This window comes from Methylophilus sp. 14 (assembly GCF_015354345.1).
Lineage (GTDB): Bacteria > Pseudomonadota > Gammaproteobacteria > Burkholderiales > Methylophilaceae > Methylophilus.
In genome coordinates, this window is record NZ_JADKYS010000003.1 from 438,410 (window position 1) to 463,134 (window position 24,725).

The 24,725-nt window shown below is 43.4% G+C and carries 24 protein-coding genes; 21 read left to right on the plus strand and 3 right to left on the minus strand.

Translation table 11 applies throughout. The annotated features are described in order from the left end of the window. Positions 1-145: 145 nt before the first annotated feature. The 17 genes from INP78_RS10370 (at position 146) to INP78_RS10450 (ending at position 19,841) form a co-directional block, all read left to right on the plus strand. Complete coding sequence (locus INP78_RS10370; RefSeq protein ID WP_194742100.1) at positions 146-2,173, plus strand: UvrD-helicase domain-containing protein; 2,028 nt, start codon at positions 146-148, stop codon at positions 2,171-2,173. A gap of 78 nt (positions 2,174-2,251) precedes the next feature. Continuing rightward, positions 2,252-3,337, plus strand: coding sequence for a GDP-mannose 4,6-dehydratase (gene gmd / locus INP78_RS10375; protein WP_194742101.1), 1,086 nt, complete (start codon positions 2,252-2,254; stop codon positions 3,335-3,337). Between the two features lie 3 nt (positions 3,338-3,340). Next, positions 3,341-4,312 carry a GDP-L-fucose synthase gene (locus INP78_RS10380; protein ID WP_194742102.1) on the plus strand — a complete coding sequence of 324 codons (972 nt, stop codon included), beginning with the start codon at positions 3,341-3,343 and terminating at the stop codon, positions 4,310-4,312. Positions 4,313-4,375: 63 nt separating this feature from the next. Further along, positions 4,376-6,208, plus strand: coding sequence for an N-acetylneuraminate synthase family protein (locus INP78_RS14730; RefSeq protein ID WP_194742103.1), 1,833 nt, complete (start codon positions 4,376-4,378; stop codon positions 6,206-6,208). Continuing rightward, on the plus strand, positions 6,201-7,241 hold the full coding sequence (locus INP78_RS10390; protein ID WP_194742104.1) for a GDP-mannose 4,6-dehydratase: 1,041 nt from the start codon (positions 6,201-6,203) through the stop codon (positions 7,239-7,241). The genes INP78_RS14730 and INP78_RS10390 overlap by 8 nt, the downstream gene beginning before the upstream one ends. A gap of 35 nt (positions 7,242-7,276) precedes the next feature. After that, on the plus strand, positions 7,277-8,047 hold the full coding sequence (locus INP78_RS10395; RefSeq protein WP_194742105.1) for an acylneuraminate cytidylyltransferase family protein: 771 nt from the start codon (positions 7,277-7,279) through the stop codon (positions 8,045-8,047). Continuing rightward, complete coding sequence (locus tag INP78_RS10400; RefSeq protein ID WP_194742106.1) at positions 8,040-9,101, plus strand: bifunctional 2-polyprenyl-6-hydroxyphenol methylase/3-demethylubiquinol 3-O-methyltransferase UbiG; 1,062 nt, start codon at positions 8,040-8,042, stop codon at positions 9,099-9,101. Before INP78_RS10395 ends, INP78_RS10400 begins: the two co-directional genes overlap by 8 nt. Further along, positions 9,101-10,330: a lipopolysaccharide biosynthesis protein gene (locus INP78_RS10405; RefSeq protein ID WP_194742107.1), complete on the plus strand. Its 1,230-nt coding sequence runs from the start codon at positions 9,101-9,103 to the stop codon at positions 10,328-10,330. The genes INP78_RS10400 and INP78_RS10405 overlap by 1 nt, the downstream gene beginning before the upstream one ends. Next, on the plus strand, positions 10,327-11,184 hold the full coding sequence (locus INP78_RS10410; protein ID WP_194742108.1) for a hypothetical protein: 858 nt from the start codon (positions 10,327-10,329) through the stop codon (positions 11,182-11,184). The genes INP78_RS10405 and INP78_RS10410 overlap by 4 nt, the downstream gene beginning before the upstream one ends. Beyond that, a complete protein-coding gene (locus INP78_RS10415; RefSeq protein ID WP_194742109.1) occupies positions 11,181-11,870 on the plus strand; it encodes a CatB-related O-acetyltransferase in 690 nt (229 codons plus the stop codon). Before INP78_RS10410 ends, INP78_RS10415 begins: the two co-directional genes overlap by 4 nt. Before the next feature lie 23 nt (positions 11,871-11,893). Next, positions 11,894-12,748 carry a glycosyltransferase family 2 protein gene (locus INP78_RS10420; protein WP_194742110.1) on the plus strand — a complete coding sequence of 285 codons (855 nt, stop codon included), beginning with the start codon at positions 11,894-11,896 and terminating at the stop codon, positions 12,746-12,748. Further along, complete coding sequence (locus INP78_RS10425) at positions 12,730-13,563, plus strand: glycosyltransferase family 2 protein (protein ID WP_194742111.1); 834 nt, start codon at positions 12,730-12,732, stop codon at positions 13,561-13,563. The genes INP78_RS10420 and INP78_RS10425 overlap by 19 nt, the downstream gene beginning before the upstream one ends. Further along, positions 13,553-14,455, plus strand: coding sequence for a glycosyltransferase (locus INP78_RS10430; protein ID WP_194742112.1), 903 nt, complete (start codon positions 13,553-13,555; stop codon positions 14,453-14,455). The genes INP78_RS10425 and INP78_RS10430 overlap by 11 nt, the downstream gene beginning before the upstream one ends. Beyond that, on the plus strand, positions 14,452-15,339 hold the full coding sequence (locus INP78_RS10435) for an NAD-dependent epimerase/dehydratase family protein (protein ID WP_194742113.1): 888 nt from the start codon (positions 14,452-14,454) through the stop codon (positions 15,337-15,339). The genes INP78_RS10430 and INP78_RS10435 overlap by 4 nt, the downstream gene beginning before the upstream one ends. Beyond that, positions 15,329-15,904: a sugar transferase gene (locus INP78_RS10440; protein WP_228522805.1), complete on the plus strand. Its 576-nt coding sequence runs from the start codon at positions 15,329-15,331 to the stop codon at positions 15,902-15,904. The genes INP78_RS10435 and INP78_RS10440 overlap by 11 nt, the downstream gene beginning before the upstream one ends. A 16-nt stretch (positions 15,905-15,920) precedes the next feature. Next, on the plus strand, positions 15,921-17,840 hold the full coding sequence (locus INP78_RS10445) for a nucleoside-diphosphate sugar epimerase/dehydratase (RefSeq protein ID WP_194742114.1): 1,920 nt from the start codon (positions 15,921-15,923) through the stop codon (positions 17,838-17,840). A gap of 93 nt (positions 17,841-17,933) precedes the next feature. Continuing rightward, positions 17,934-19,841 carry an ATP-binding cassette domain-containing protein gene (locus tag INP78_RS10450; protein WP_194742115.1) on the plus strand — a complete coding sequence of 636 codons (1,908 nt, stop codon included), beginning with the start codon at positions 17,934-17,936 and terminating at the stop codon, positions 19,839-19,841. Positions 19,842-19,931: 90 nt separating this feature from the next. Here INP78_RS10450 and INP78_RS10455 read toward each other — a convergent pair whose 3' ends face one another. The 3 genes from INP78_RS10455 to flgA form a co-directional block, all read right to left on the minus strand. Beyond that, on the minus strand, positions 19,932-20,414 hold the full coding sequence (locus INP78_RS10455) for a flagella synthesis protein FlgN (RefSeq protein ID WP_228522807.1): 483 nt from the start codon (positions 20,412-20,414) through the stop codon (positions 19,932-19,934). Between the two features lie 2 nt (positions 20,415-20,416). Further along, the gene (gene flgM / locus INP78_RS14580; protein ID WP_368667983.1) at positions 20,417-20,557 is read right to left on the minus strand and encodes a flagellar biosynthesis anti-sigma factor FlgM; all 141 of its coding nucleotides are present in this window, start codon (positions 20,555-20,557) and stop codon (positions 20,417-20,419) included. Positions 20,558-20,928: 371 nt separating this feature from the next. Further along, positions 20,929-21,690 (minus strand): flagellar basal body P-ring formation chaperone FlgA, encoded by a 762-nt coding sequence (gene flgA, locus INP78_RS10465; RefSeq protein ID WP_194742116.1) that lies wholly within the window; start codon positions 21,688-21,690, stop codon positions 20,929-20,931. Positions 21,691-21,926: 236 nt separating this feature from the next. Between flgA and flgB the strand changes: the two genes are divergently transcribed. The 4 genes from flgB to flgE are packed head-to-tail and all read left to right on the plus strand — an operon-like array spanning position 21,927 to position 24,722. Further along, positions 21,927-22,361 (plus strand): flagellar basal body rod protein FlgB, encoded by a 435-nt coding sequence (gene flgB / locus INP78_RS10470; RefSeq protein WP_194742117.1) that lies wholly within the window; start codon positions 21,927-21,929, stop codon positions 22,359-22,361. A 16-nt stretch (positions 22,362-22,377) separates the two neighbouring features. Further along, complete coding sequence (gene flgC / locus INP78_RS10475; RefSeq protein WP_194742118.1) at positions 22,378-22,782, plus strand: flagellar basal body rod protein FlgC; 405 nt, start codon at positions 22,378-22,380, stop codon at positions 22,780-22,782. Between the two features lie 20 nt (positions 22,783-22,802). After that, entirely contained in the window at positions 22,803-23,471 is a 669-nt protein-coding gene (locus INP78_RS10480) for a flagellar hook assembly protein FlgD (RefSeq protein WP_194742119.1), read from the plus strand. Positions 23,472-23,510: 39 nt separating this feature from the next. Further along, the gene (flgE, locus tag INP78_RS10485) at positions 23,511-24,722 is read left to right on the plus strand and encodes a flagellar hook protein FlgE (RefSeq protein WP_194742120.1); all 1,212 of its coding nucleotides are present in this window, start codon (positions 23,511-23,513) and stop codon (positions 24,720-24,722) included. Positions 24,723-24,725 lie beyond the last annotated feature (3 nt).

Sequence of the window (24,725 nt, forward strand, 5' to 3'; positions counted from 1 at the left end):
AACACAGGGACGGACAAAGTTTGTTTACCTGAAAAACATAATACTATGGTGTTCGACTATACCCATATAAATGAAGGGGTTAAATAGTCCATACAGGCTAATTCCTACTCTGCTTTTGTTGTTTAGCACAAACCCCTGAAGTCCCATGCAGCATCTACTTAACCCTCCACAGCGCGAAGCAATTCACTACCTTGACGGCCCTCTATTAGTGTTAGCCGGTGCCGGTAGTGGTAAAACACGTGTCATCACGCAAAAAATTGCCTACCTGATTAACCAGGCGGGCTATAAAGGCACACAGATTGCCGCCATCACCTTTACCAACAAGGCTGCGCGCGAAATGCAGGAGCGCGTCACACCACTGCTGGAAGGCAAAAGTGGCAAAGGCCTGACCGTAACCACGTTTCACTCGCTGGGCCTGCAGATCCTGCGTCAGGAAGCCGCCCTGCTCGGCTATAAACCACAATTCTCCATTCTCGACGCCTCAGACAGCTTTAAAATCCTGAGTGACATCCTCGCTACGACTGACAAGCAACTGCTGCGCAAAACTCAATGGCAAATTTCCAGCTGGAAAAACGCGTTTGTCAGCCCTGACCAGGCAAAAGCGCTGGCGGATGAAGAAATGGCGCATGCCGCGGCCCGCGTTTACCAGCTTTATCAGCAAACCCTGCGTGCCTATCAGGCCGTCGACTTTGACGACCTGATCAAGGTCCCGGTTGAACTGTTTGACCAGCACAGCGAGATGCTGGAAAAATGGCAACGCAAATTGCACTACCTGCTGATTGACGAATACCAGGACACCAACGCCTGCCAATACAAGCTGATCAAACAACTCACCGGTCTGCGCGGGCAATTTACCGCCGTGGGCGATGATGACCAGGCGATTTACGGCTGGCGTGGCGCCGACGTAGAAAACCTGCGCCAGCTCACTACCGACTTTTCAAAACTCAAAGTCATCAAGTTGGAGCAAAACTACCGCTCTACCGTGCGTATCTTGCGCGCCGCCAACCAGGTGATTGCCAACAACCCGAAACTGTTTGAGAAAAAACTGTGGAGTGAGCTGGGGACTGGTGAGCTGTTGCATGTCACCGCCACACAAAGCGAAGAACACGAAGCCGAAACCGTGGTCATGAAACTGCAAGCGCACAAATTCGAGCATCGCACCACTTATAAAGATTATGCGATTCTCTATCGCAGTAACCACCAAGCGCGCATCATCGAAAAGTTTTTGCGCAACCACAAAATTCCCTACACCATTTCTGGCGGCTCTTCGTTTTTTGATAAAGCCGAAATCAAGGACATCATCAGCTACCTGCGCCTAGTCGCGAACGAAGATGACGATCCTGCGTTCATCCGTGCTGCGACCACGCCTAAAAAAGGCATAGGCAACACCACGCTAGAGCGTCTGGGTGAATACGCCAGCGCGCATAAAATGTCGCTATTTGCCGCTGCATTTGAAGGCGGTTTCCAACACGATATTGGCGCCAAACAGCTCGAAGACCTGCTCACCTTCTGCCGCTATATCCAGACACTACAAGGCCGTGCCGTCAAAGACCCGGCCAACGAAGTGCTCAATGACCTGCTGACCGCCATCCAGTACGAAACCTATTTGTATGACGGCGAAGAAGCACGTGCGGCTGAAACACGCTGGGGCAACGTCATCGAATTTGTCTCCTGGCTCAGCAAAAAAGGCGAAGGCTCCACAGAATACGGCAATGAGTCCGAAGGCAAAAACCTGCTCGAACTCACGCAAATGGTGTCGCTTATCACCATGCTAGAAGGCCGTGAAGACAGCGAACCCGACGCCGTCAAACTCTCCACCCTGCACGCTTCCAAAGGCCTGGAGTACGGCCACGTGTTTTTAATCGGCTGTGAAGAAGGCATTTTGCCGCACACCAACTCGATTGACGCTGATCAAATCGAAGAAGAACGCCGCCTCATGTATGTCGGCATCACGCGTGCGCAAAAATCGCTCAACATCACCTGGTGCAAAAAACGCAAACGCGCCGGAGAAATGCAAGCCTGCGAACCCAGCCGTTTTATCGCCGAACTACCCAAAGACGATGTTAAACACTTTGGCAATCCTTTTAACGGGCCAGATCAGGTGCTGAGTAAAGATTATGGCAAGAGCAAGATGGCGAATATTAAGGCGATGCTGGCGAGTAAACCGACATAATACTTAGCGCTCTCCTCATGCTGGCTAAATCTAGCCCATGCTATAATCCGAACACTTTTTAACTCTGCAATTCATAATATGTCACAAAAAGTCGCGTTAATTACCGGCATCACTGGTCAAGATGGTGCCTACCTAGCTGAGCTGTTACTTGGCAAAGGCTACATTGTGCATGGGGTTAAGCGTAGATCTTCGTTGTTTAACACTGACAGAATTGACCATCTTTACCAAGATCCGCATATTGAGCATCACAATTTCATCCTGCACTACGGCGACCTGACAGACTCTACTAATCTGATCAGAATCATTCAACAGGTTCAGCCAGATGAAATTTACAACCTGGCAGCCATGAGTCACGTTGCCGTGAGTTTTGAAACACCAGAATACACTGCAAATGCAGATGGCATTGGCACACTGCGTATTCTGGAGGCCATTCGTATTCTAGGCTTGGAGAAAAAAACCCGTTTTTACCAGGCATCAACCTCTGAGCTGTATGGTCTGGTACAAGAAACACCACAAAAAGAGACCACCCCATTTTATCCACGCAGCCCTTATGCCGTGGCTAAAATGTACGCTTACTGGATTACAGTTAACTACCGCGAAGCCTATGGCATATACGCCTGCAACGGCATTCTGTTCAACCACGAAAGCCCGATTCGCGGTGAAACATTTGTCACCCGCAAAATCACGCGGGCGCTGGCCAGGATCAAACTTAACCTGCAAGATTGCTTGTACCTTGGCAACTTAGACTCTTTGCGAGACTGGGGCCACGCCAAAGACTATGTTGAAATGCAGTGGCTGATGTTACAGCAAGAGCAGGCTGAAGACTTCGTCATTGCCACCGGCAAGCAATACAGTGTGCGTGATTTCGTCAATGCAGCAGCCAAGGAATTAGACATCACCGTCACATGGCAAGGCAACGGTGTAGAGGAAAAAGGTTACTGGGGTGACAAATGTATTGTGCAAGTTGACCCGCGTTATTTCAGACCCACTGAAGTAGACACGCTACTGGGTGACCCTACCAAAGCGAAAGAGAAACTGGGCTGGGTGCCCAAAACCAGCTTTGAAGACTTGGTTGCTGAAATGGTACGTGAAGATTACAAATCTGCGCAACGAGATGAACTCATCAAGCAACACGGCTATCAAGCCATGGATTATCACGAGTAGTCTATGGATAAGAATGCCAAAATCTACGTTGCTGGTCATCGAGGCCTTGTTGGTTCAGCGATCGTTAAAGCGTTGTTAGCGCAAGGCTACACCAATCTGGTGGTGCGTACCCATGCGGAACTTGATCTGACTTCAGAGCAAGCAGTCATGGCGTTTTTTGCGCAAGAAAAGCCTGAATACGTATTTTTAGCTGCAGCCAAGGTGGGCGGCATTCACGCCAATAACACCTACCCCGCTGAATTTATCCATGAAAACCTGGCTATTCAGACCAACGTCATACATCAGTCATATGTAAATGGCGTCAAGCGCCTGCTTTTTTTAGGCTCTAGCTGCATTTATCCCAAAAATGCACCTCAACCAATTAAAGAAGAACACTTGCTTACTGGCCCTCTTGAGCCAACAAACCGTCCCTATGCATTAGCCAAAATTGCGGGCATAGAGATGTGCTGGAGTTATAACCGCCAATATGGCACACAATTTTTGGCTGCCATGCCAACCAATCTTTATGGGCCTGGCGATAACTACCACCCAGAAAACAGTCATGTCATACCTGCGCTTATTCGAAAGTTCCATGAGGGAAAAACGAATAATATTAAACAGGTTGAGATTTGGGGCACTGGTAAACCAAGAAGAGAGTTTCTTTACAGTGAAGATATGGCAACAGCATGTTTGGAACTGATGACTATGCCAAAAACTAAACTAAATTTTCTATTGACGAGAGATATTCCTCCCTTAGTAAATATTGGTTATGGCAGCGATATAACAATTAGTGAGCTTGCAGAGTTAATTAAGAAATACACTTCTTTCGATGGTCATGTTGTGTATAACACTTCCAAACCAGATGGCACCTCTAATAAACTGATGGACTCAACGTTAGCTCATACACTCGGATGGAGGCCATTAATTTCCATCGAAGAGGGTCTTCAGTTGACTATCCAAGACTTTCTATTGAAATATGCAAAAGAAATTCATTAGAAAGTTCCAGCACATCAAAGACAATTACTACAATTATCAATTACAAACTGAGATTAATTACTCGTGAAACAACAACAGATATACATCATTGCTGAAATTGGTATCAATCATGACGGGGAATTCTCAAAAGCCCTAGATTTAATTAAAGCTGCTAAGAAAGCTGGTGTTGATGGTATTAAATTTCAGTATCGCAACCTAAAAAATGCTTATGCCGAGGGCTCAAGACAAATTGGTGACGAGATTCTACTCAAAGAAATCACAAAAAACTATCTATCTCCTGAAGATATTTTGAAGCTTGTAGCAATAAGTCATGATCTAAAATTAGAAGCAGGAATTAGCTTTTTTGATGATGCAGATATTGATGATTTTGGAGAAAATGTTCACTCATTTGATTTTTTCAAATCTCCATCTGTTGAGCTCAACAACACTCAACTAATCAATCGAATGCTAGGATTTGGCAAACCCGTCTATATTTCAGTAGGCTGCCACTATGAGAGCGAGATTGATCAGGCTTTCTCTGAATTAAAAAGTGACAACTGGGTAGCGCTGCATTGCGTATCAAATTATCCAGTTTCACTAACAAATGCAAGACTGGGCTATCTTGACCATATGAAAACCAAATGGTCAAGGCCGTTTGGTTATTCAAGCCATGATGAAAATTGGGAGGTCTGCTTAATCGCCATGAGCATGGGAGCAACCATTATTGAACGCCACATAACTCTTGATAAAACAGCAGAGGGACTGGATCATACAACAAGCTCAACCTTAGACGAATTCATAAAAATAACGGCATTTGCAGAGAGCATGCAATTACTAATGTCGGGAAACATACCTAGAGTTCCGAATCAGGGAGAAATGCTGAATCTTCAGAATCTTGGACGATCGTTTTATACAAAACACGCAATTAAAACTGGCGATGTTGTCCGAGATGAAGATTTAATACTTCGCTCTCCTCGAGTTGGACTCGGTAGAATTGAAATATCAAAACACCTTGGTAAACCAGCGATTAAAGATTTGGAGCCTGGTGAAGTTATAAATGGTTCTACATTTATCAAACCATCATTGGCATCTGAAAGTGCTCTTGCATTCGCTCGAGAAAAGAAAATTTCAATTCCAGTCAGACTTCATGACTTCAAAAGATTTGAAAGTAAGTTTCCAATCGGGGCATACGAATTTCATTTGTCATTTGGTGAAGTGCTAAGTGATCTTAATCAACAATCTTACTCCAGTGCCAATAGATATAGTATTCACCTACCGGACTATATTAGCTCTACAGCACTGATGGATCCATTCTCAAGTGATGAGAACCAGGCAATTCAAAGTTACAACATACTAAATCGTACAGTTAACTTTGCAAAAAAACTCCAGGATTCAACAGGAACTGAAGTGCCAATTGTGGGAAGTTTCTCTCTTGTCCATGAAGGCCTCGATCAATTTTATGAGCAACACTCTGCGTTGCTAAACAAATTTAGAGACCAAGGTGTATCAATACTTCCACAATGGCTGCCTCCAATAGCTTGGTACTTTGGAGGTTCAGTTAAACTAAATGTCATGAATGAATTGAAAGACATCAGTTATATTAAAAAGTACCAATTACCTATATGTATGGATATTTGCCACCTCTGTATGGGTGATAGCCTTTGGAACTTTAATGCATCAGAAGTCGTAAAAGAATTATCCCCATACATAAAGCATATTCATATTGCTGATGCACAGGGTATTGACGGTGAGGGTTTGCATTTTGGTGAAGGCGATAAAAAGAACATGTTGGCTCTGCGAAATTCCTTCGAGATTGACTGCATGAAAGTTATTGAGGTATGGCAAGGCCACCTTGATGATGGCGCCGGTTTTAGTAAAGCCATTGCAAGTATAGAAAAACTATTTAAGCATGAATAAGAAAATTGCACTTATTTTGGGAGTTACCGGGCAAGATGGTGCTTATTTAGCATCACATCTCCTTAAACAGGGTTTCCAAGTATTCGGTGGGTACAGACGAGGGTCAGGAACGAAAGTATGGCGTTTAGAACACTTAGATGTCCTAAAACACATCCATCTCGTAAATATTAATATTGACGAACCGTACCACTTAATCGAAACCTTTCAGAGCATCATGCCGGATTACATTTTTCATGTTGCCGGTGAGAGCTTTGTAGCAGATTCATTTACCCATCCTTTGACAACAATTGAGACAAACACAATCGGAACTTTAAATATTCTTGAAGCTGTAAGGCTTTTAGCAAAAAAAACTAGAGTTTTCTTTGCTTCCAGCTCCGAGGTGTTTGGTGAAAGCAATGACAGTATTCTATTAGATGAAAAAAGTCCTTTTTTGCCTTCTAATCCATATGCGATTTCTAAAATGACTGCCCAGCATCTAGTCAAAATGTATAGAGACAGATACGGAATATTTGCAACAAACGGCATTTTATTTAATCATGAAGGCCCGTTACGCACTGGTAGCTTCGTAACTCGAAAAATCACATTTAATTTAGCTCGAATAGCATTAAATGGAGGTGAGCCTATCGAGCTGGGCTCATTAGATGCTAGTAGAGACTGGGGATCGGCCGAAGACTATACATATGCAATGACCCTAACGCTTAAGGCAGAAAAGCCAGATGACTTTGTTTTTGCAACAGGCAAACTTACGTCCGTTCGAGAGTTTCTTAAAATAGCCTCACAAGAGGTGGGGTTTGATCCCCAATTTGAAGGGAATGGCAGTTCAGAAGTATGCTTTAATAAGTCAACAGGGCAAGAAATAGCTGTTGTTTCTGAAAGATATTTCAGACCTTTTGACACCACAGCAAGGACAGGAAATCCTAATAAACTAAAATTGGAAACTGGGTGGGCCGGATCAAAACCAATTGAGAAAATTATCCAAGAAATGATTGAAACTGACCTTTCAAGATGGAAGAATGGAATTAAAAACGTGTAATTCCAATAAACATAAATAGTGATATAAGATGTTTTTTGCTGAAGCTCTCAATTGCAGTCTTTAAGAAGCTAAAAATCGCTACTCGCGTTTTCACAACTCCCAAACCAAAATCTCTACAAATGAACATTGCGTTTATACCTTTAAGATCAGGCAGTAAGTCAATACCTAACAAAAATATCAAACTTTTTTGTGGGAAGCCATTGGTATTTTGGTCTCTTTATGCTCTGCAAAATGCAAAAGGTGTTGATCAAATAATTGTTGCCATAGACTGCAAACACTATGAGAGCATTATCAATTCGTTTCGTTTGCCAAAAGTATCGTGCTATTGGAGAAATGCTGAAAACAGTCAGGATTCGTCAAGCACAGAATCAGTAATGCTGGAATATATAAACCACGCTAAACTCAACGGCGAAGATACGTTCATCCTGGCACAAGCGACCTCCCCCTTTATACGATCAGTTGATATTGATCGTGCACTAGATCAATTAGATAAAAGTAATGCTAGCAGCTTGTTATCATGCGTTCTAACGAAGCGCTTTTTTTGGGATAACAATGGAACTCCAATTAACTATGACTTTAATATGCGTCCTAGAAGACAGGACTTTGATGGCATGTATATGGAGAATGGGGCTTTTTATATAAATAAAGTTGCAAATATCATTAACTATCAAAACCGCCTAACCAAACCAATAACTATTTTTGAGATGCCAGAATACTCTGCCGTTGATATTGATGAAGAAACAGATTGGATAGTTGCTGAATCCCTAATGAACAACTTATTACTAAAAGGGGATGGATTTGCTTGAACAATTAGTAAGTTACCCATTATGGGATGATGATGGGAAAGCCGCGTTAAAATTAAATAAGACTCAAAGAGAGGCCATAAAGGTCTTTATAAATAAAGTAAATACTGGAACATATAAATACGTTAAAAACCCTTGCCTGTGTGGCATTGACGATGAGTTCACGGATGTTTTAATCGCCCAAAAAGATAGATACGGAATTCCATGTAAAAATGTGCTTTGCATGAATTGTGGATTAATTCGAATAAAAGACAGACTAGATGATGATTCTACTGCAGCCTTTTATAAGAATGACTACAGAAACATTTATGTCGGTTTAGATATTGCTACACAAGACTTCTTCAACAGCCAAATGCGGCGAGGCGAACAGTTTTATAGCTTAATTTCCCAGCATATTAATATCTCTCAAATAAAAACAGTATTTGAGGTTGGTTGTGGTGCGGGTGGCATATTGAACGCTTTCAAGCAAGCTGGCCATCTAGTTTCAGGTTGTGACTTTGGAGAAAAGTACTTAGCTTTTGGTAGGTTGAATGGGCTGACTCTTTATCAAGGAGAACTATCAACTCAAAATACAGCTGAGCAAAGCCAAGACTTAATCATCTTATCTCATGTAATGGAGCATTTTAATACCCCCATAGAGTCACTAATAAATATCACGAAATTTATCAAACCAGAGGGCTATCTATTTATTGAGGTTCCTGGCATTTTCAATATACCAAAAGCGTATGAGAATCCATTGATGTATTTTCAAAACGCACATGTGTATAACTTTCACGCTAACTTTCTGAAAACGCTCTTCAAAAGTATGGGACTTGAGGTGATACTTAGTAATGAAACGTGCTCCTTGTTACTAAAAAAACCTAAAGACTGGTCAGTTCCAAACATAGGTCGTTTTTTGAAGGCAAGTCATAGCTCATGTGCAGAAAAGGTAGCAATAAGCTTAAAGAAATACTACTTGCAACACATGCTTAAAATAAATCCCACCGTTTATAGAAAGTTATTTAGTTTTCTGTTAAGAAAAACAGGTATTAAAGATATTATCTCCACTAAAAAATAATGCGAAGAATAATTGCTCAAAACTTAACAATAACAATTGTTGCAAAACTGCTTTCATTAGTCTCTTTTATTTACATAGCAAGGGTTTTAACGAAAAATGAATACGGTACTTTCGTTTATGTATCAATGCTTATTTCGCTACTACCAATCTCTCAACTTGGTACTATGCATGGTGCATTAGTTTTACTCCCCAAGTACCTTGCTACAAAAGAAAAGGAATCCGGAGACTTTTTTCAAACATTCAATCAAAGCTCACATGTCTTACATACTCTTTCATTACTATCACTATTTTTAATTGAAACATCATTCAGAACACATTTAATACTAATCATCTTCGTTCATTTATTTTTGAGTAAGTATAGCGAGAACATACTTCTTTACCTGAACGCCTTACATGAATTCAAAAAGGCCAATATTCTAAAGTTGGTTGATCAGGTTATAAGGCCCATAATTGTAATCACGCTGTTCATCAAATTTAATGATATTGAATCAATCTTTATCGGACATTTGATCACAAGTTTTTTTCTACTCCTACTTTCAATCTATTTTAAAAGACCAACGCTATCCCTGATTAAAATTGAGAAGTCCTCTAATTACTTAATTGAAACACTCAAGGTTGGCCTTCCTATATATATAGTATGGGTGATTGACCTATTATTCAGGAGTTCTGACAAGTGGTTTATTTCGCAATATTATGCAATCCAACACTTAGCCTCATATGGATTTGTTTCCGCCTTAGCCATGAATATTTGGCTTTTAGCACTGAGCTACCTAGGACCTTATTCTCAGAAACTTTACACATTTATCGCTAAAAGTGACTTTAAAGGTGCAGGCAACCTAATTGATGACGTCAACAAAAAACTTTATGTGTTAGTTCTTTCCATTTCCATACTTGCAATTCTTTTTTATCCAATCATGGTCAATCTAGTGATTCACAAATACTACGATACCCATTTAACATTTTCTTTGCTGGTAATCGCTTCTGCATTATTGAGCATCAACAATATGTATATTTACTACATGATTAGTAATAATTTAAGTCACGTTCTTATTAAGTATCAAACCATCATTCTAATAATTCAAATAATCTTGAACTTCTATATATCATTTAATCATCTCGATGTTAGTTACTTTGCTTATGCCACCATTTTATCTTTAGGCATTTACTCACTCTTAGTTCGCAGATTTTATAAGCATGACATTTCATTGAAAGTGATAGGTAATTCGTGAAATTATTTTTAAAAAATTTCATTCCTCCGATAGCGCTAATGCTGTTGAGAGATACGAGAATTTACAAAGAATTCATTAAATACAAATATCTAACTAAGAGAAATGGCTTATTTAAAAACGTACACAAGGGTAAAAGATGCTTTATTCTCGGTAGCGGTCCATCGATAAAAAAACAAAATCTACTTCCATTAAAAAATGAAATTGTGTTCGGATTAAACAATTTCTTTGTGCATGAAGATTTTGAGGAAATCTTTAGTGGTGACAAGCCTAAGTATTATGTGACAGCACCAATACACCCACCTCAGACTGAAAATGAATGGCTAGATTGGTTTACAGAAATGGAGAAATCAGTTCCCCAAAATGTGAAAATGTTTTTTGGTTTAAACAATTATAAAAAAAATTGCTTACACATTTTTAGCAAACATAATCTATTCCAAAAACACAGTCTTTATTGGTATTTTTCTGGTAAAAACTATAATGAAACAAAATCTATAAAGCATGGCATGGATTTGAGAGGTGTCATATTTAGTGGCGAAACTGTTAGCGTTTACGCCATAATGATTGCAATATATATGGGGTTCGATGAAATATATTTGCTAGGAATGGATCACGATTACTTTCTTTATGAAAGTGAAAAAGATATGCGCATGTACAGTGATGCCAAACACCAGAAGAATGAGATAAAACGCACTTTTGGAGAAGACTTTTACATTCAGGAGTTTCTGAGACAGTATCAAATATTCATGAAGTACCAAGGTTTTGCCAAAACCACGAAATCCAAAATATTTAATGCTTCTGCTGGAGGTATATTAAAGGTATTTCCTAGAGTCTCCTTTTCGGAGCTTTTTAAATGAACAAGAAAATACTCAGAAGCCCATTTTTTATTTGGCTTAATAGGCTGCTGAAAAACTCAAAACTAGAATTTATCAATAGGGATAAAAAGCTTTCTTTGGGTTACATGTCAGTATGCACAAACATAAAGTTTGGTTTCTATAATAAGACATACGCAAACGTACATCTAACGAATGTTGAAATAGGCGACTTTACATATATCGCTGAGAATTCAAAGATATCAAATTGTAAAATTGGTAAATACTGTAGTATCGGCCCTGATGTAATGATTGGACTAGGCAAACATCCATCTCGAATGTTCGTTTCTAGCCACCCAGTTTTTTACTCAACAAACAACCAGACTGGTATCACGTTTACAAAAGAATGTCGTTTTAATGAATATGAACCAATAAATATAGGTCATGATGTGTGGGTCGGAGCTAGGGCCATCATTTTAGATGGAGTATCTATTGGTCATGGGGCAATTATTGCTGCTGCTGCAGTAGTTACAAAAGATGTAGCCCCCTACTCTATAGTTGGTGGGAACCCGGCCAAGGAAATACGTAAAAGATTCGATGGCTCTCAGATTGACTTTTTAATTCAATTTAAATGGTGGGAAAAAAATATTGAATGGGTTCAAAATAACTACCAACACTTTAATGATATTAATAAGTTCATATCCCAACACACACAAAAAGATTTGAAATAGATTCGCCTCAGAAAGACATTCTTTTGACTAATAATTGCACGATAACTTTTTCAATCATTATTGCGACATTCAATGCTAGTCTTAGATTGCAAAAATGCATTGACTCTATCAGCTCTCAAACATGCAAAAACTATGAGTTAATCATCATTGATGGTGGCTCTACTGATAACACGCTTGAGATTATTCGGCACAACCAATCTTTAATTAGTCACTGGATCTCTGAAAAAGATCATGGAATTTATGATGCATGGAATAAAGGTTTAGATATTGCTAATGGTGAGTGGGTTTTATTCCTTGGCGCAGACGACTTTCTTTGGAGTTCAGACTCACTCGAAAAAATAGTATCAACACTAATAAAGATGCCAGATTTGAATGAGGAGAGAGTGGTTTATGCTCAGGTAATGCTGGTTAATCAAAACAACGAAAATATTCTTTTGGCGGGCAAACCATGGGAGCAGTCAATAGCTAAATTGCAGCATGGAATGCCAATACCTCATCAAGGTACTTTACATCACAAAAAATTGTTTATTGAATACGGTAAATTCGATTATAGCTATAGAATTGCCGGAGACTATGAGTTGCTTTTAAGATACTTTAAAACCAATAAGGCTACCTTTATACCTAATGTTATCTTGTGTGGAATGGAGCAAGGAGGCATAAGTAGCGACCCGCAGAATTCACTATTGTTACTTAAAGAACTTAGAAAAGCGCAAATTAAACATCAACAAAAATTAAGCCTTTTTTGGATTTTAGCCTTAATGAGAGTCTATATTAGAGCAACGCTATGGAAAATCTTAGGTGAAAAAAGAGCCAAATCTCTTTTAGATATGGGCAGGATAATTATGGGGGAGTCTCCATATTGGACAAAGTTAAAATAGACTCTCAATTGAGAGCTGATGTATCAGTGGTCATTCCTTGTTATCGTTGTGCTGACAGCATTGGAAGGGCTTTTGAATCCATACAAAAGCAAACCGTTCTCCCTACTGAGGTAATACTTGTAGACGATGCCAGTGATGATTTAACCAAAATTAAATTACAAGAAATCATAGATGCAAATCCAGGATTTGCAAAACTGATCGCACTGGATAAAAATAAAGGGGCTGCGAATGCTAGGAATGTTGGTTGGAACTCAGCATCTCAACCTTATATTGCTTTGCTTGATTCTGATGATGCCTGGCATCCACAGAAAATTGAAATTCAATACAACTTTATGAAAGAAAATCCAGATGTCAGCTTATGTGGTCATGAATTAAGAATAGTCAACGCCAATGCTAGCTTTAATTGGTCACTGGGTAAACAGACTTATAGTTTAATTTCCAAGCTAAGCATTCTGATTAGAAATCCGTTCTGTACACCGTCTGTTATGTTCAATAAAAACATAGGATTCCGATTTAACGAAAAAAAGAGGCATGTTGATGATCATTTGTTATGGATGCAAATTGCATTAAGCAATTACAAAGTTATCAGAATAAATATACCTCTAGTTGCAATATTCAAACCGATGTATGGAGCCACAGGTTTAAGCGCTCAAATGTGGGCGATGGAGAAATCCGAGCTAAACAACTATTGGTTACTATTTAAGGAAAACAAGATCAACTTTTTAGGGTGTGTCACGTTATTCGTTTTTTCATATCTCAAATTTATAAGAAGACTAATGTTAGTGTTTCTTAGGAAGAAGCTCTTTGCAAAATAAAAAAAATAAAGTTGCTGTGCTGCTTGCGACTTACAACGGCGAAAAACACATCGGCACTCAATTGCAAAGTATCGCTGCACAAAAGAACGTTGTCGTATCGTTGTTTGTATCTGATGATCAGTCTACCGATAGTACCCAAAGCTTGCTGAACAAAAATTATCTTAAAAACATTACGCTCACTGTTCTACCCTCTACAAGGTTGGGAGGAGCAGCAGCTAACTTCTTTAGATTACTTCGTATTGTAAATTTCAGCGATGTTGATTACGTTGCTTTCGCAGATCAAGACGACATTTGGGACTTTAATAAGCTATCAACTGCAATTTTAAAAATTGAAGAAGAAGAGGTAGATGCTTACTCTGGGAACGTGACCGCTTTTTGGCCCAATGGAGAAAAGCGTCTGATAAAGAAATCTCAACCGCTAAAACGTTGGGATTTTTTATTCGAATCAGCGGGTCCAGGTTGTACATTCGTTTTAACAAAGAATCTCGCTTTGGAAATTCAAAAATTCTTAAATAAGAATGAACAAACTACCTCGTCGATTGATTTGCATGATTGGTTTATCTATGCATTTGCAAGATCCCATGGTTATAAATGGTTCATAGATGAACAATCTTTTATGCTTTACAGACAGCACCATGCGAATGCTATGGGCGCTAATATTGGGTTACGTGCAAAAATCAAGCGAATCAAGCGATTAACCAATGGCTGGTATATTAATCAAATCATATCTCTAGCTGAATTGTTGGAAATGGATCATGGCTTCCCCGTTAAGCAGCTAAAAAGATTAAATCTGATCGATAGATTACTTTTAATTTCAAATATTCGTCAGTTCCGCCGCAAATTTTGGGACAGTATTGCTCTTGTCTTAATATTCTTACTGCCTAAAAAATGAACATCCTAATTTCTGGTGCAAATGGCTTTATTGGCAGTAGTCTATACTGCTTTCTAATCAATGAAGGGCATACAATTTCCACTATTCCCCGTCACCCCAGTCCACAAAACTCGGGACATTTGCAATATGACTGCCTCATACACCTAGCAGGCCGTGCACATATATTGCGCGAAACAAGCGAGGACGCTTACCACGCATTTAATGAAGCAAACGTTGGATATACACTCAAGGTGGCTGAGTTAGCAAAAAAGCTGGCAATTAAGAGGTTTGTATTTATTAGCTCAATTGGTGTTAATGGTAAACATTCAGGCTCGCTTCCTTTTACGGAACAGGACATCCCTAAACCTCATAATGATTACGCACGCAGTAAATGGGAGGCTGAGCTAGCATTAAAAGGATTTTTTGAGGGAACGGAAACTGAGCTGACAATTATCCGTCCACCACTCGTTTATGGCCCCAACCCTAAAGCAAACTTTAAAACATTGGTCTCCTTGTGTAAATATCCGATCCCGCTGCCATTTGGAGCCATCCATAACAAACGGAGCTTGGTTGGTATTGATAATTTGTGTCATTTTATTAGTCTGTGTTGCCAACACTCTGAAGCGGCTGATCAGACGTTTCTCATTTCCGACGATCAGGATGTCTCTTTAACCGAACTGATTACGACCATTAGAAAAGCGCTCAATCAACCTGCATGGTTACTACCTGTTCCTAACACTTGGCTGCGTTCTTTTTTTAACTTTTTAGGTAAAGATAATCTGAGTGATCAGCTCCTGGCTAACTTGCAGGTGGATGTGAGCAAAGCAAAACAATTATTAGGCTGGAAACCCATTCTGCGTCTGGATGAAGGTATTAAAAACGCGGTGATCTCACATGTTGATTAAAAGATTGTTGGATATTCTATTGACCCTGATTGCGGTGTTATTGCTCAGTCCGCTAGTGCTGATGACCTACCTATTAGTAAAGCTCACTTCAACCGGCCCGGCTTTATACTGGAGTCAACGTATTGGTCAAAACAACCAGCTGTTTAGCATGCCGAAATTCCGCTCAATGCGCGTAGGCACACCGCAAATTGCCACCCATTTAATGAATCAACAAAGCAATCCCAATGCTTTTCTCACGCCAGTGGGCAGTTTTATCCGCAAAACCAGCCTGGATGAGTTACCCCAATTATGGAGTGTACTCAAAGGGGATATGTCGATTGTTGGCCCGCGTCCTGCACTGTTTAACCAAGATGACCTCGTGAGTTTGCGCACAGAGCAAGGCGTGCACACATTGAAACCCGGCATCACTGGTTGGGCGCAAATCAATGGAAGGGATGAGATTCCGATCCCGCAGAAAGTGGCTTTAGATGCATATTATCTTGCTAACCAAACAGTGTGGCTGGATTTAAGGATTATTTTATTAACTGCAATCAAGGTGTTAAGACGTGATAACATCACGCATTGATTATTAAATTGCAACCATGCTTAAATTCCCTGCTAAATTATTATCTCTGCTCGCTTTCTTGCATGATGCAATTGTAGTCATCGCTGCCTGGCTGATGGCGTTTGCACTGCGTTTTAATTTCCATATCCCTAATCAATTCGTCAGTTTTTTCTTTCAAAGCCTGCCAATTATTTTCATTTTCCATAGTATTTGCTTCTACAGTTTTGGTTTGTACAAAGGCGTTTGGCGCTTTGCAAGCCTGCCTGACTTAAAACGCATCATGCGTGCTGTGGCATTTGCTGCGCTACTGAGTGCCACCTTTGCCTTATTGGTGCACCCTACTATCGTCATTCCGCGCTCTGTGCTAATTCTCAACCCCATGTTATTGCTATTAGCCATGGGCGGCAGTCGTTTTATCTATCGCGCCTGGAAAGAACGTCGCTTATTTAATGGTATTGCTTTGCAAGGTAAACCGGTGATAGTGATTGGCGTTGAAGACGCTTCGTTTAACCTGATTAAAGAGCTGAGCAAGAACCCTGAGTGGCGCGTGGTTGCCATGGTTGACCCTAGCAATAAGCTAATTGGGCGGGAGATTATGCACACCAAGGTCGAGGGCGGCCTGGAGGATATGGCGCAGATTGCTGCGCGGCATGGTTGCCAGCATTGCATGATTGCGATGCCGGGTAGTCGACATGAAAAGCGTCGGCTGGCGGTGGATGCTGCGCGTAAAGTCGAGGGCATGGAGGTATTGACCTTGCCTGCGATGTCGGACCTGATCAGTGGCCGAATTAGCCTGTCGCAGATTCGCAAGATTGATGTGGAGGATTTGCTGGGGCGCGATGTGGTGCAGTTAGACACGCATGGCCTGAGCAGTATGTTGGCGAACAAAGTGGTGCTGGTGTCTGGGGCAGCGGGGTCGATTGGTTCTGAGTTGTGTCGCCAGATTTTAAGTTTTCATCCTACACAGTTAATTTGTCTGGATATTTCTGAATATGCGCTCTACACCCTGCAACAGGAGTTTAGCCAATGGGTGACCGACACGGAGCTGGTGTACCTAGTGGCCGATGTGAAAAATCAGACGCGCATTCAGCGTATTTTGCAAAGCCATCAACCTGACGTGGTGTTGCATGCGGGCGCTTACAAGCATGTCCCGATGATGGAGCATTTTAATGTGGTGGAGGCCTTGCAAAATAACGCCCATGGCACCTACCAGATTGCGGCGGCTTGCCAGGCGGCGGGCGTACCGACCTTTGTGCTGGTTTCAACCGATAAAGCAGTGAATCCCACTAATGTGATGGGGGCTAGCAAACGGCTGGCCGAGCTGATTTGTCAGGGCTTACAGCATGCAGACAATAGCAGCACACGCTTTATCACCGTGCGCTTTGGTAATGTGTTAGGTAGCAGCGGTAGTGTGATTCCTAAATTTCGAGAGCAGATTGCGCACGGCGGGCCACTGACGATTACCCACCCAGAAATCACACGTTACTTTATGTCTATCCCCGAGGCGGCGCAATTGGTGCTGCAGGCAGCAACCATGGGCAATGGCGGCGAAGTATTTGTGCTGGATATGGGCACGCCGGTCAGGATTATCGACCTGGCTCGCGACATGATTAAATTGTCCGGCTTGCAAGAGCAGGATATCCGCATAGAGTTTACCGGCTTGCGACCAGGCGAAAAACTATATGAAGAACTGCTGGCGGATGATGAAAGCACTTTGCCTACCAGCCATGAAAAATTACGCATTGCACAGGCGCGTAGCGCAGATACGCTTTGGTTAACTAATCTGCTGGAGTGGCTGGCAAGCGTGCCGCATTTGCAAGAAGCGCAGATCAAGCAGGACTTACAGCGCTGGGTAGAAGAATACCAACCGGATACGCGCCCGGCGCTTGGTGTTTCTTTGCGTGGTGGTGTGTTGTCACTGGATAGCCTGCCCTCACCTTCGCAGCATATACACTGATATATTGTTGATATTTACCTATTCAGCATATTCTGCGGTTTGATGTCGTTTACAATAGTGCCCCTTCCATTCGCACTGCTTTGAGTACCCTTTATGCCTCATATTACGCTTGATAATGCCAGCCTGGCATTTGGCCATCATGCCTTGCTTGCCCAAGCCTCATTTCAGTTAGATCCAGGTGAACGCGTTGGCTTGATTGGCCGCAATGGTGCCGGTAAATCCAGTTTACTGAAGGCCATTGCCGGTACCATCAAACTGGATGACGGCACCGTATGGCGGGCACCAAACGTACGCGTGGTCTATGTGCCGCAAGAGCCTGAACTCGATAATGCGCACACCGTCTTTGAAGCCGTCGCAGAAGGTTTAGGCAGCTTGCAACAAACCATGATTGACTACCATCAAGTCACCCATGATATGGGCATGCCAGATGCCAATGTTGAGGCGCTGATGGAGCGCATGCAGGCATTGCAGCATGAAATGGATGCACAGAATGGCTGGGTAGCGCAATCACGTGTGGAAACCGTGCTTAGCCGCTTGAAGCTGGATGCAGATGTACTGGTCTCCACGCTTTCTGGTGGCTGGCGTAAACGTGTCGCGCTTGGCCGTGCGCTCGTGGCAGAACCTGAAGTATTACTACTCGATGAGCCGACTAACCATTTGGACCTGGAAGCCATCGAATGGCTGGAAGATTTGCTATTGGGCTTTAATGGCAGTGTGTTGTTTATTACCCATGACCGCCGCTTCTTAGACAAGCTGGCCACACGTATTACTGAACTCGACCGTGGGAACCTGACTGACTTTGTGGGCAATTTTTCGCAATATCAAATTAAAAAAGAGGAGTTGCTGGCAGTCGAAGAAACCCATGCGGCTAAATTTGATAAGTTTCTGGCACAGGAAGAAGTCTGGATCCGCCAGGGCATTAAAGCACGCCGTACCCGTAATGAAGGGCGCGTGAGAAGATTAGAAGCGTTACGTTTAGACCGAGCAGCCAGACGCGAGCGCCAGGGCGATGTCAAACTCAACCTGGATGCTGGCGAACGTAGTGGCAAACTGGTTGCCGAGCTGGATCAGGTTTATAAATCCTATGGCGACAAAACATTAATCAAGGGCTTTAGCACACGTATTTTACGTGGCGATAAAATCGGTTTATTAGGGCCCAACGGCATTGGAAAATCGACGCTGTTAAAACTGATCTTAGGTGACATTGAAGCAGATAGCGGCGACATTCAGCGCGGCACCAAAATCAATGTTGCTTATTTTGACCAGATGCGTGAGCAGTTAGATGAAGAAGCCACATTGGCTGACACCATTAGCCCTGGCTCAGACTTTGTTGAAATTGGCAATGAACGTAAACATGTCATCAGTTACCTGGAAGACTTTCTGTTTCCGCCACAACGCTCACGCTCACCAGTGAAGTCCCTGTCTGGGGGTGAACGCAACCGTTTGCTGCTAGCGCGCCTGTTTGCACGCCCGGCCAACGTCCTGGTATTAGATGAACCGACCAATGACCTGGATATTGATACGCTGGAATTATTGGAGACGCTATTACAGGATTATTCGGGCACCCTTTTTCTTGTCAGCCATGACCGGGCATTTTTGGAAAACACCGTCACGCAAGTGATTGCGTTTGAAGGCCAAGGGAAGTTAACCGAGTTTGGTGGTGGTTACGATGACTGGTTAAGATTTACCCAGGATCGTGCCAGCAAGCCTGCGCCTACGCCCAAAGTACCTGCGGCCGCGCCAGTAGCAAACACACCCACACCTAAGGTCACACCGCGAAAAACATTGAGCTTTAAAGAACAACGTGAGCTGGAAGCACTACCTGCAGAGATTGAGCAGCTGGAACAAGAACAAGCTGACATCCAGACTCAGTTCGCCCAAGGCGATATTTATAAACAGGCGCCTGAGCAAGTTAAACAGTTGCAAGACCGACTTGACGACATTGAATTGTTGATCCTTGAAAAACTCGCGCGCTGGGAAGCGTTGGAAAACCTGGCTTAGCAATTTACAGAACCTTGTTATAGAGCCTTAAAAACACAACAGCCGAAGAGACTCTCTTCGGCTGTTATTTTTTAATCGTATGAATCGTGTTTACACTGAAAAACCACTGCGGCTGGCGTTGGCTCTATGGGCTTGACCATTCTTACCATAAAACTGCGGGGCAGAACTCTTGCCGTTCAATGCATCCAGTTTTTCCTGGTTACGTATGAAGTTTTTGTTGATCAGAATGCCATTCAGGCGATTCAGTTCTTTGGCTTGTACCAGTTGTTGCTGAAAAGTCACCCAAGCCGAATCAAGCAATGGGCTAGACTGTGTTTGCAACCAGGCAGACATGCCTTGCTCATTTGGCTCAAAACCGGCAGCGGCCAGTGCGTCATAACGTGAATTAGCGGCTGCACCTAATGCTTGTAGCAGTTCTACACGTTTATCTACCATGCGCTCAATCACATCGAGGTCAGCACTGATCAACGCGGACTGTTCAGACTGCAAATCATTTAAAAGTTCTGAAACCAGTGCGGCGTCTTTTTCAAACGTTACTGGAGAAGAAGATAAATGCGTTGCAGTCGCCATCATAGTCACCCTTTATTATTCGGTTGTATCAAATCTTTCACGGTTTGCAGCAAACCATCTGCCACTTTGGCCGTATCGACGGAGAAATCACCACGCGCAATCGCCGCTTTGATTTCTTCGACCTTGTTCGTATCTAAAGACTTCACCAGACGCTAATCCGGCTTCTAATGACTGCAGCTGCACGGAGGCAGAAGATAAAGTCACATTGTCTGAAGAGGCAGTACTAGACGTATTCGCCGCTTTGTCACTGCCTTTGCTCGCAGACCCTTTGTCCAATGTCGGCTTGTCAACGCCGCCAACACCCAATTTTTTAATAGAATCTGAAATATTCATGCCGTACCTCTTCTGATTTTGAATTGTTTCAGGGCTGATCAAAGTCAAAACCCTCATTCGTTAACAGTACTATCGGCATAGTTTAAGCGAACTTTAGTGCTTAATATACTTTTTATCGCATGTTTATAATTTTCAGACATTTTTCAATTAAGCTAGTTTTCAATTAAAAAGGTTGTCCATCTGACTAAAACTGGATGTCTACCTTACCGGAAGACTGCGCCACGCCTTTTACAATCTGGCCGCTGCTGACTTTCACATCAACTACCTGGCCAACATTTGCGGTTTGCATGGCGGTGCCATCAGCCGTAATCACAAAGCCGTCACCACGACTATTTAATTGAACAGTTTGCCCTTGCTTAATCACTGGCACAGACTTAAGTAGCTCAGGTCTTAACACGGTGCCCAGTGGCAAATTCAATGCTGCCTGCTTACCCGCCAGCATAGAAAGATCGGTAATAATGCCCGCAGGCAATTTACTTAAATCCCCAGACTGCATGACTACGTCTGTGGTTTGTACTGGTGAGCCCTGGCTGACCGGCAAGCCAGTGACGGCATATTCTCCCCACACCTGCACATCAGCCTGTACATACAGTGTCCATGGCTTGGTGTCAGATTGCAGGCAACGCACACCAATATGGGTTTTACCCCACAAACGTGCACCCTGTACGGTAAATCCTTCCATCAATGCACACTCGGCAATCCGGATACGGCTGTCCAGCGGCTGAATCTCGATATTGACTTTGCCCGGATACCCTTGTGTCTGGCTTTGCACATATTGCATTGCCGTCTGATACAAGCGGCTGTGCATGTCATTGCCTGCCGTGGCAGCACCCGCTGCATGCTGATTCGCAATCACAGTGCGGTCTGCCGCGTGCGCAGAGCCACTCATCAGCCATAACAGGCTAACGATAAGCATCATCACAATCTGGGGCTGGAGTTGTTTCATGTGCCCTATTCTACGCATCACGGGCAAGTTTAATCCCGGAATTAAAGGGGATTTCCCCCGTTTAATTGAAGAATCATTGCATAAGCCGCGGCGTACACTAGGCATAGCTAGTAAAAGTCATGTGTGAAAGCAGACCTGCTTAATCGGGTTAACGGCTGCAGATGGCAAAACTTTAGAGGTTCGAAAGTAACAGGTTTCGAACAGGGCTTGAGAAAAAGCCAGGAAAGGATAAAACGATGATAAACAAACTGGACGCCGCACTGAATTTCCATCAGACGGCATTGCGCGTGCGCAATCAACGTCAAGAGCTGTTGGCATCGAATATTGCCAACGCAGATACGCCGCAATATAAAGCGCGTGACATCGACTTTCAGTCTGCCATGAAGGCAGCCTTGCAACCCAATGCCTCGGCTGGTACACCGACAAGCGGTGGCACATTACAACAAACCAATGCGGGCCATATGAATGGCACAGGTGGCAGTGGCTATGTGAGTGGTGCCAGTGATCCTCTGTTCCGCTCCGTGGTGCAAGGCTCTGCCGATGGCAACACGGTCGACATGGATGTAGAGCGTAATGCGTATGTCGATAACGGTATCCGTTATGAGGCCAGCCTGACCATGATAGGCGGCCAGATTAAGAAAATGCTGTCCGCCATTAACGGCCAGCAATAATTAAAGGAGGTCTGTCATGTCTCTGTTTAACGTATTCAAAATTTCCGGCTCAGCCATGAGTGCGCAATCCATGCGCTTGAACACCGTGGCCAGTAACCTCGCCAACGCCGATAGCGTGGTGAGTTCCGATGGCAAGCCCTACCAGTCCAAACAAGTCGTGTTCAAGGCGGTGCAGGACGCAGCCAACAAGAGCAGCACGGTCGAAGTCGAGCGTGTGATTGAAGATACCAAGCCCGGCAAAATGGTCTACGACCCCAAACACCCAATGGCCAATGCCGATGGCTACATCACCATGCCTAACGTCAATGTGACTGAAGAAATGGTGAACATGATTTCAGCCTCACGCGCTTATCAAAACAACGTGGAAACCATGAATGCGGCGAAAACCATGTTGCTTAAAACACTGAATATCGGTCAATAACCTGCAGAAAGGACTTCAGCATGACCACCGTTAATACCAACAACCAGGTGTCACAGGATTTACTGAATTCAGTGAACACGCGCAACACCGCCAGCACCACCGATGAAACACAGGACCGTTTCATGACCTTGCTGGTAACGCAGATGAAAAACCAGGACCCGTTGAACCCGATGGATAACGCCCAGGTGACTAGCCAGATGGCCCAGTTGAATACGGTCACAGGCATCAACAAACTGAATGAAACCATGAGCAGCCTGATCGGCAGCGTACAGCTTGGCCAGTCTTACCAGGCGACCAGCATGATAGGCCGCAACGTATTAGTAGAAGGCAAAACCCTGACCCATACCGAAACGGGCGGTTATTTCGGCGTGAATGTGCCGAATGGTGCCGACGGGTTGACGGTTGCCATTAAAAACGGCGCGGGTGCCACCATACGTACCCTCACATTCGGCAAGCAGGATGTCGGTGTGAACGCCTTAAACTGGGATGGCAAGATGGATGACGGCACAACCGCTCCGAGTGGTGATTACACCTATGAAATCACAGCAAAAACGGGGGATACCACAGTGAAGAGCACAGCCCTCAGCCTGGCACAGGTACAAAGCGTGACCACCAGCACCAGTGGCGCGAAACTGAATTTAAGCAATAACACGTCGGTGGCGATTGCAGATATTCAAGAGATTTTCTAATTCCTACTTAGATTTTAGTCTTTACCAAGGAGAGATAACATGGCTTTTTCACAAGGCTTAAGTGGTTTAAACGCAGCATCCAAAGCGCTGGAAGTGATTGGCAACAACGTTTCTAACGCTAACACCGTTGGCTTTAAACAGTCTCGTGCAGAATTTGCTGATGTGTTCGCCGCTTCATTAAGCGGCGCCGGTGCCACCCAAATCGGTATTGGTACCAAAATTTCTGACGTTGCCCAGCAGTTTACCCAGGGCAATATTACTGCCACCAACAACACCCTGGACGTGGCGATTAACGGTGCTGGCTTTTTCCGCCTGAGTAACAATGGCGCAGTGACTTACACCCGTAACGGCCAGTTCCAGATGGACAAAAATGGTTATATCGTCACCAGTGATGGCAAACGCCTGATGGGTAACAGCGCTGACAACCTGAATGGCTCCAGCCCGGTAGAGATCCAGATCGATACCAGCGACCTGCAACCAGTGGCGAGTAGTAAAATCACCGGCACCTTGAACCTGAACTCCGCCAGTGCCAACATTGACCAGACAGTGACGCCATTCAGCTCGACTGACCCAACCAGCTATACCAACTCCACTGCGATCACGGTATATGACAACCTGGGCAACTCACACAATGTACAAAACTACTATGTGAAAACTGCAGCGAACACCTGGAGCGTGTATACCACAGTGGATGGCTCGGATGTGACCCCTACGCCTACACCATCCATGGTGTTTAACGCAGGTGGCTATGACTCAACCAACTCCACCGTGTCACCGATCAGCTTTACGCCTACCACTGGTGGCGCCACCATGAATATCAGTTTCGACTATTCAACCAGTACTCAGTACGGTTCTTCTTTCAGCGTGAACAAGCTGAGCCAGGACGGTTACTCTTCTGGCCGTATTGCTAGCTTCACCATTGGTGATGACGGCATTATTCAAGGCCGTTATACCAACGGCCAATCCAAAGATCTGGGCCGTGTGATTCTGGCTAACTTTGTGAACCCGAACGGTTTGCAATCCCTAGGTGGTAACCAGTGGATGGCGACTTACGAATCTGGCGATGAGCTGATTGGTGCGCCTGGTAGCAGTACATTAGGTGTATTGCAATCATCCGCAGTCGAAGACTCCAACGTCGACCTGACCGCAGAACTGGTGAACATGATCACTGCACAACGCGTCTACCAGGCCAACGCGCAAACCATTAAAACGCAAGATCAGGTCATGCAGACTTTGGTCAACCTGCGTTAATAA

Bases quoted from the DNA above. Each gene is read 5' to 3' on its own strand.
- flgA (WP_194742116.1), bottom strand. From the start codon at position 21,690: ATGAAACAACTCCAGCCCCAGATTGTGATGATGCTTATCGTTAGCCTG.
- INP78_RS10450 (WP_194742115.1), top strand. From the start codon at position 17,934: ATGCCTCATATTACGCTTGATAATGCCAGCCTGGCATTTGGCCATCAT.
- INP78_RS10390 (WP_194742104.1), top strand. From the start codon at position 6,201: ATGAATAAGAAAATTGCACTTATTTTGGGAGTTACCGGGCAAGATGGT.
- INP78_RS10370 (WP_194742100.1), top strand. From the start codon at position 146: ATGCAGCATCTACTTAACCCTCCACAGCGCGAAGCAATTCACTACCTT.
- flgB (WP_194742117.1), top strand. From the start codon at position 21,927: ATGATAAACAAACTGGACGCCGCACTGAATTTCCATCAGACGGCATTG.
- gmd (WP_194742101.1), top strand. From the start codon at position 2,252: ATGTCACAAAAAGTCGCGTTAATTACCGGCATCACTGGTCAAGATGGT.
- INP78_RS10440 (WP_228522805.1), top strand. From the start codon at position 15,329: ATGTTGATTAAAAGATTGTTGGATATTCTATTGACCCTGATTGCGGTG.
- INP78_RS10445 (WP_194742114.1), top strand. From the start codon at position 15,921: ATGCTTAAATTCCCTGCTAAATTATTATCTCTGCTCGCTTTCTTGCAT.
- INP78_RS10380 (WP_194742102.1), top strand. From the start codon at position 3,341: ATGGATAAGAATGCCAAAATCTACGTTGCTGGTCATCGAGGCCTTGTT.
- INP78_RS10455 (WP_228522807.1), bottom strand. From the start codon at position 20,414: ATGATGGCGACTGCAACGCATTTATCTTCTTCTCCAGTAACGTTTGAA.
- INP78_RS10415 (WP_194742109.1), top strand. From the start codon at position 11,181: ATGAACAAGAAAATACTCAGAAGCCCATTTTTTATTTGGCTTAATAGG.
- INP78_RS10480 (WP_194742119.1), top strand. From the start codon at position 22,803: ATGACCACCGTTAATACCAACAACCAGGTGTCACAGGATTTACTGAAT.
- flgE (WP_194742120.1), top strand. From the start codon at position 23,511: ATGGCTTTTTCACAAGGCTTAAGTGGTTTAAACGCAGCATCCAAAGCG.
- INP78_RS10405 (WP_194742107.1), top strand. From the start codon at position 9,101: ATGCGAAGAATAATTGCTCAAAACTTAACAATAACAATTGTTGCAAAA.
- flgC (WP_194742118.1), top strand. From the start codon at position 22,378: ATGTCTCTGTTTAACGTATTCAAAATTTCCGGCTCAGCCATGAGTGCG.
- INP78_RS10435 (WP_194742113.1), top strand. From the start codon at position 14,452: ATGAACATCCTAATTTCTGGTGCAAATGGCTTTATTGGCAGTAGTCTA.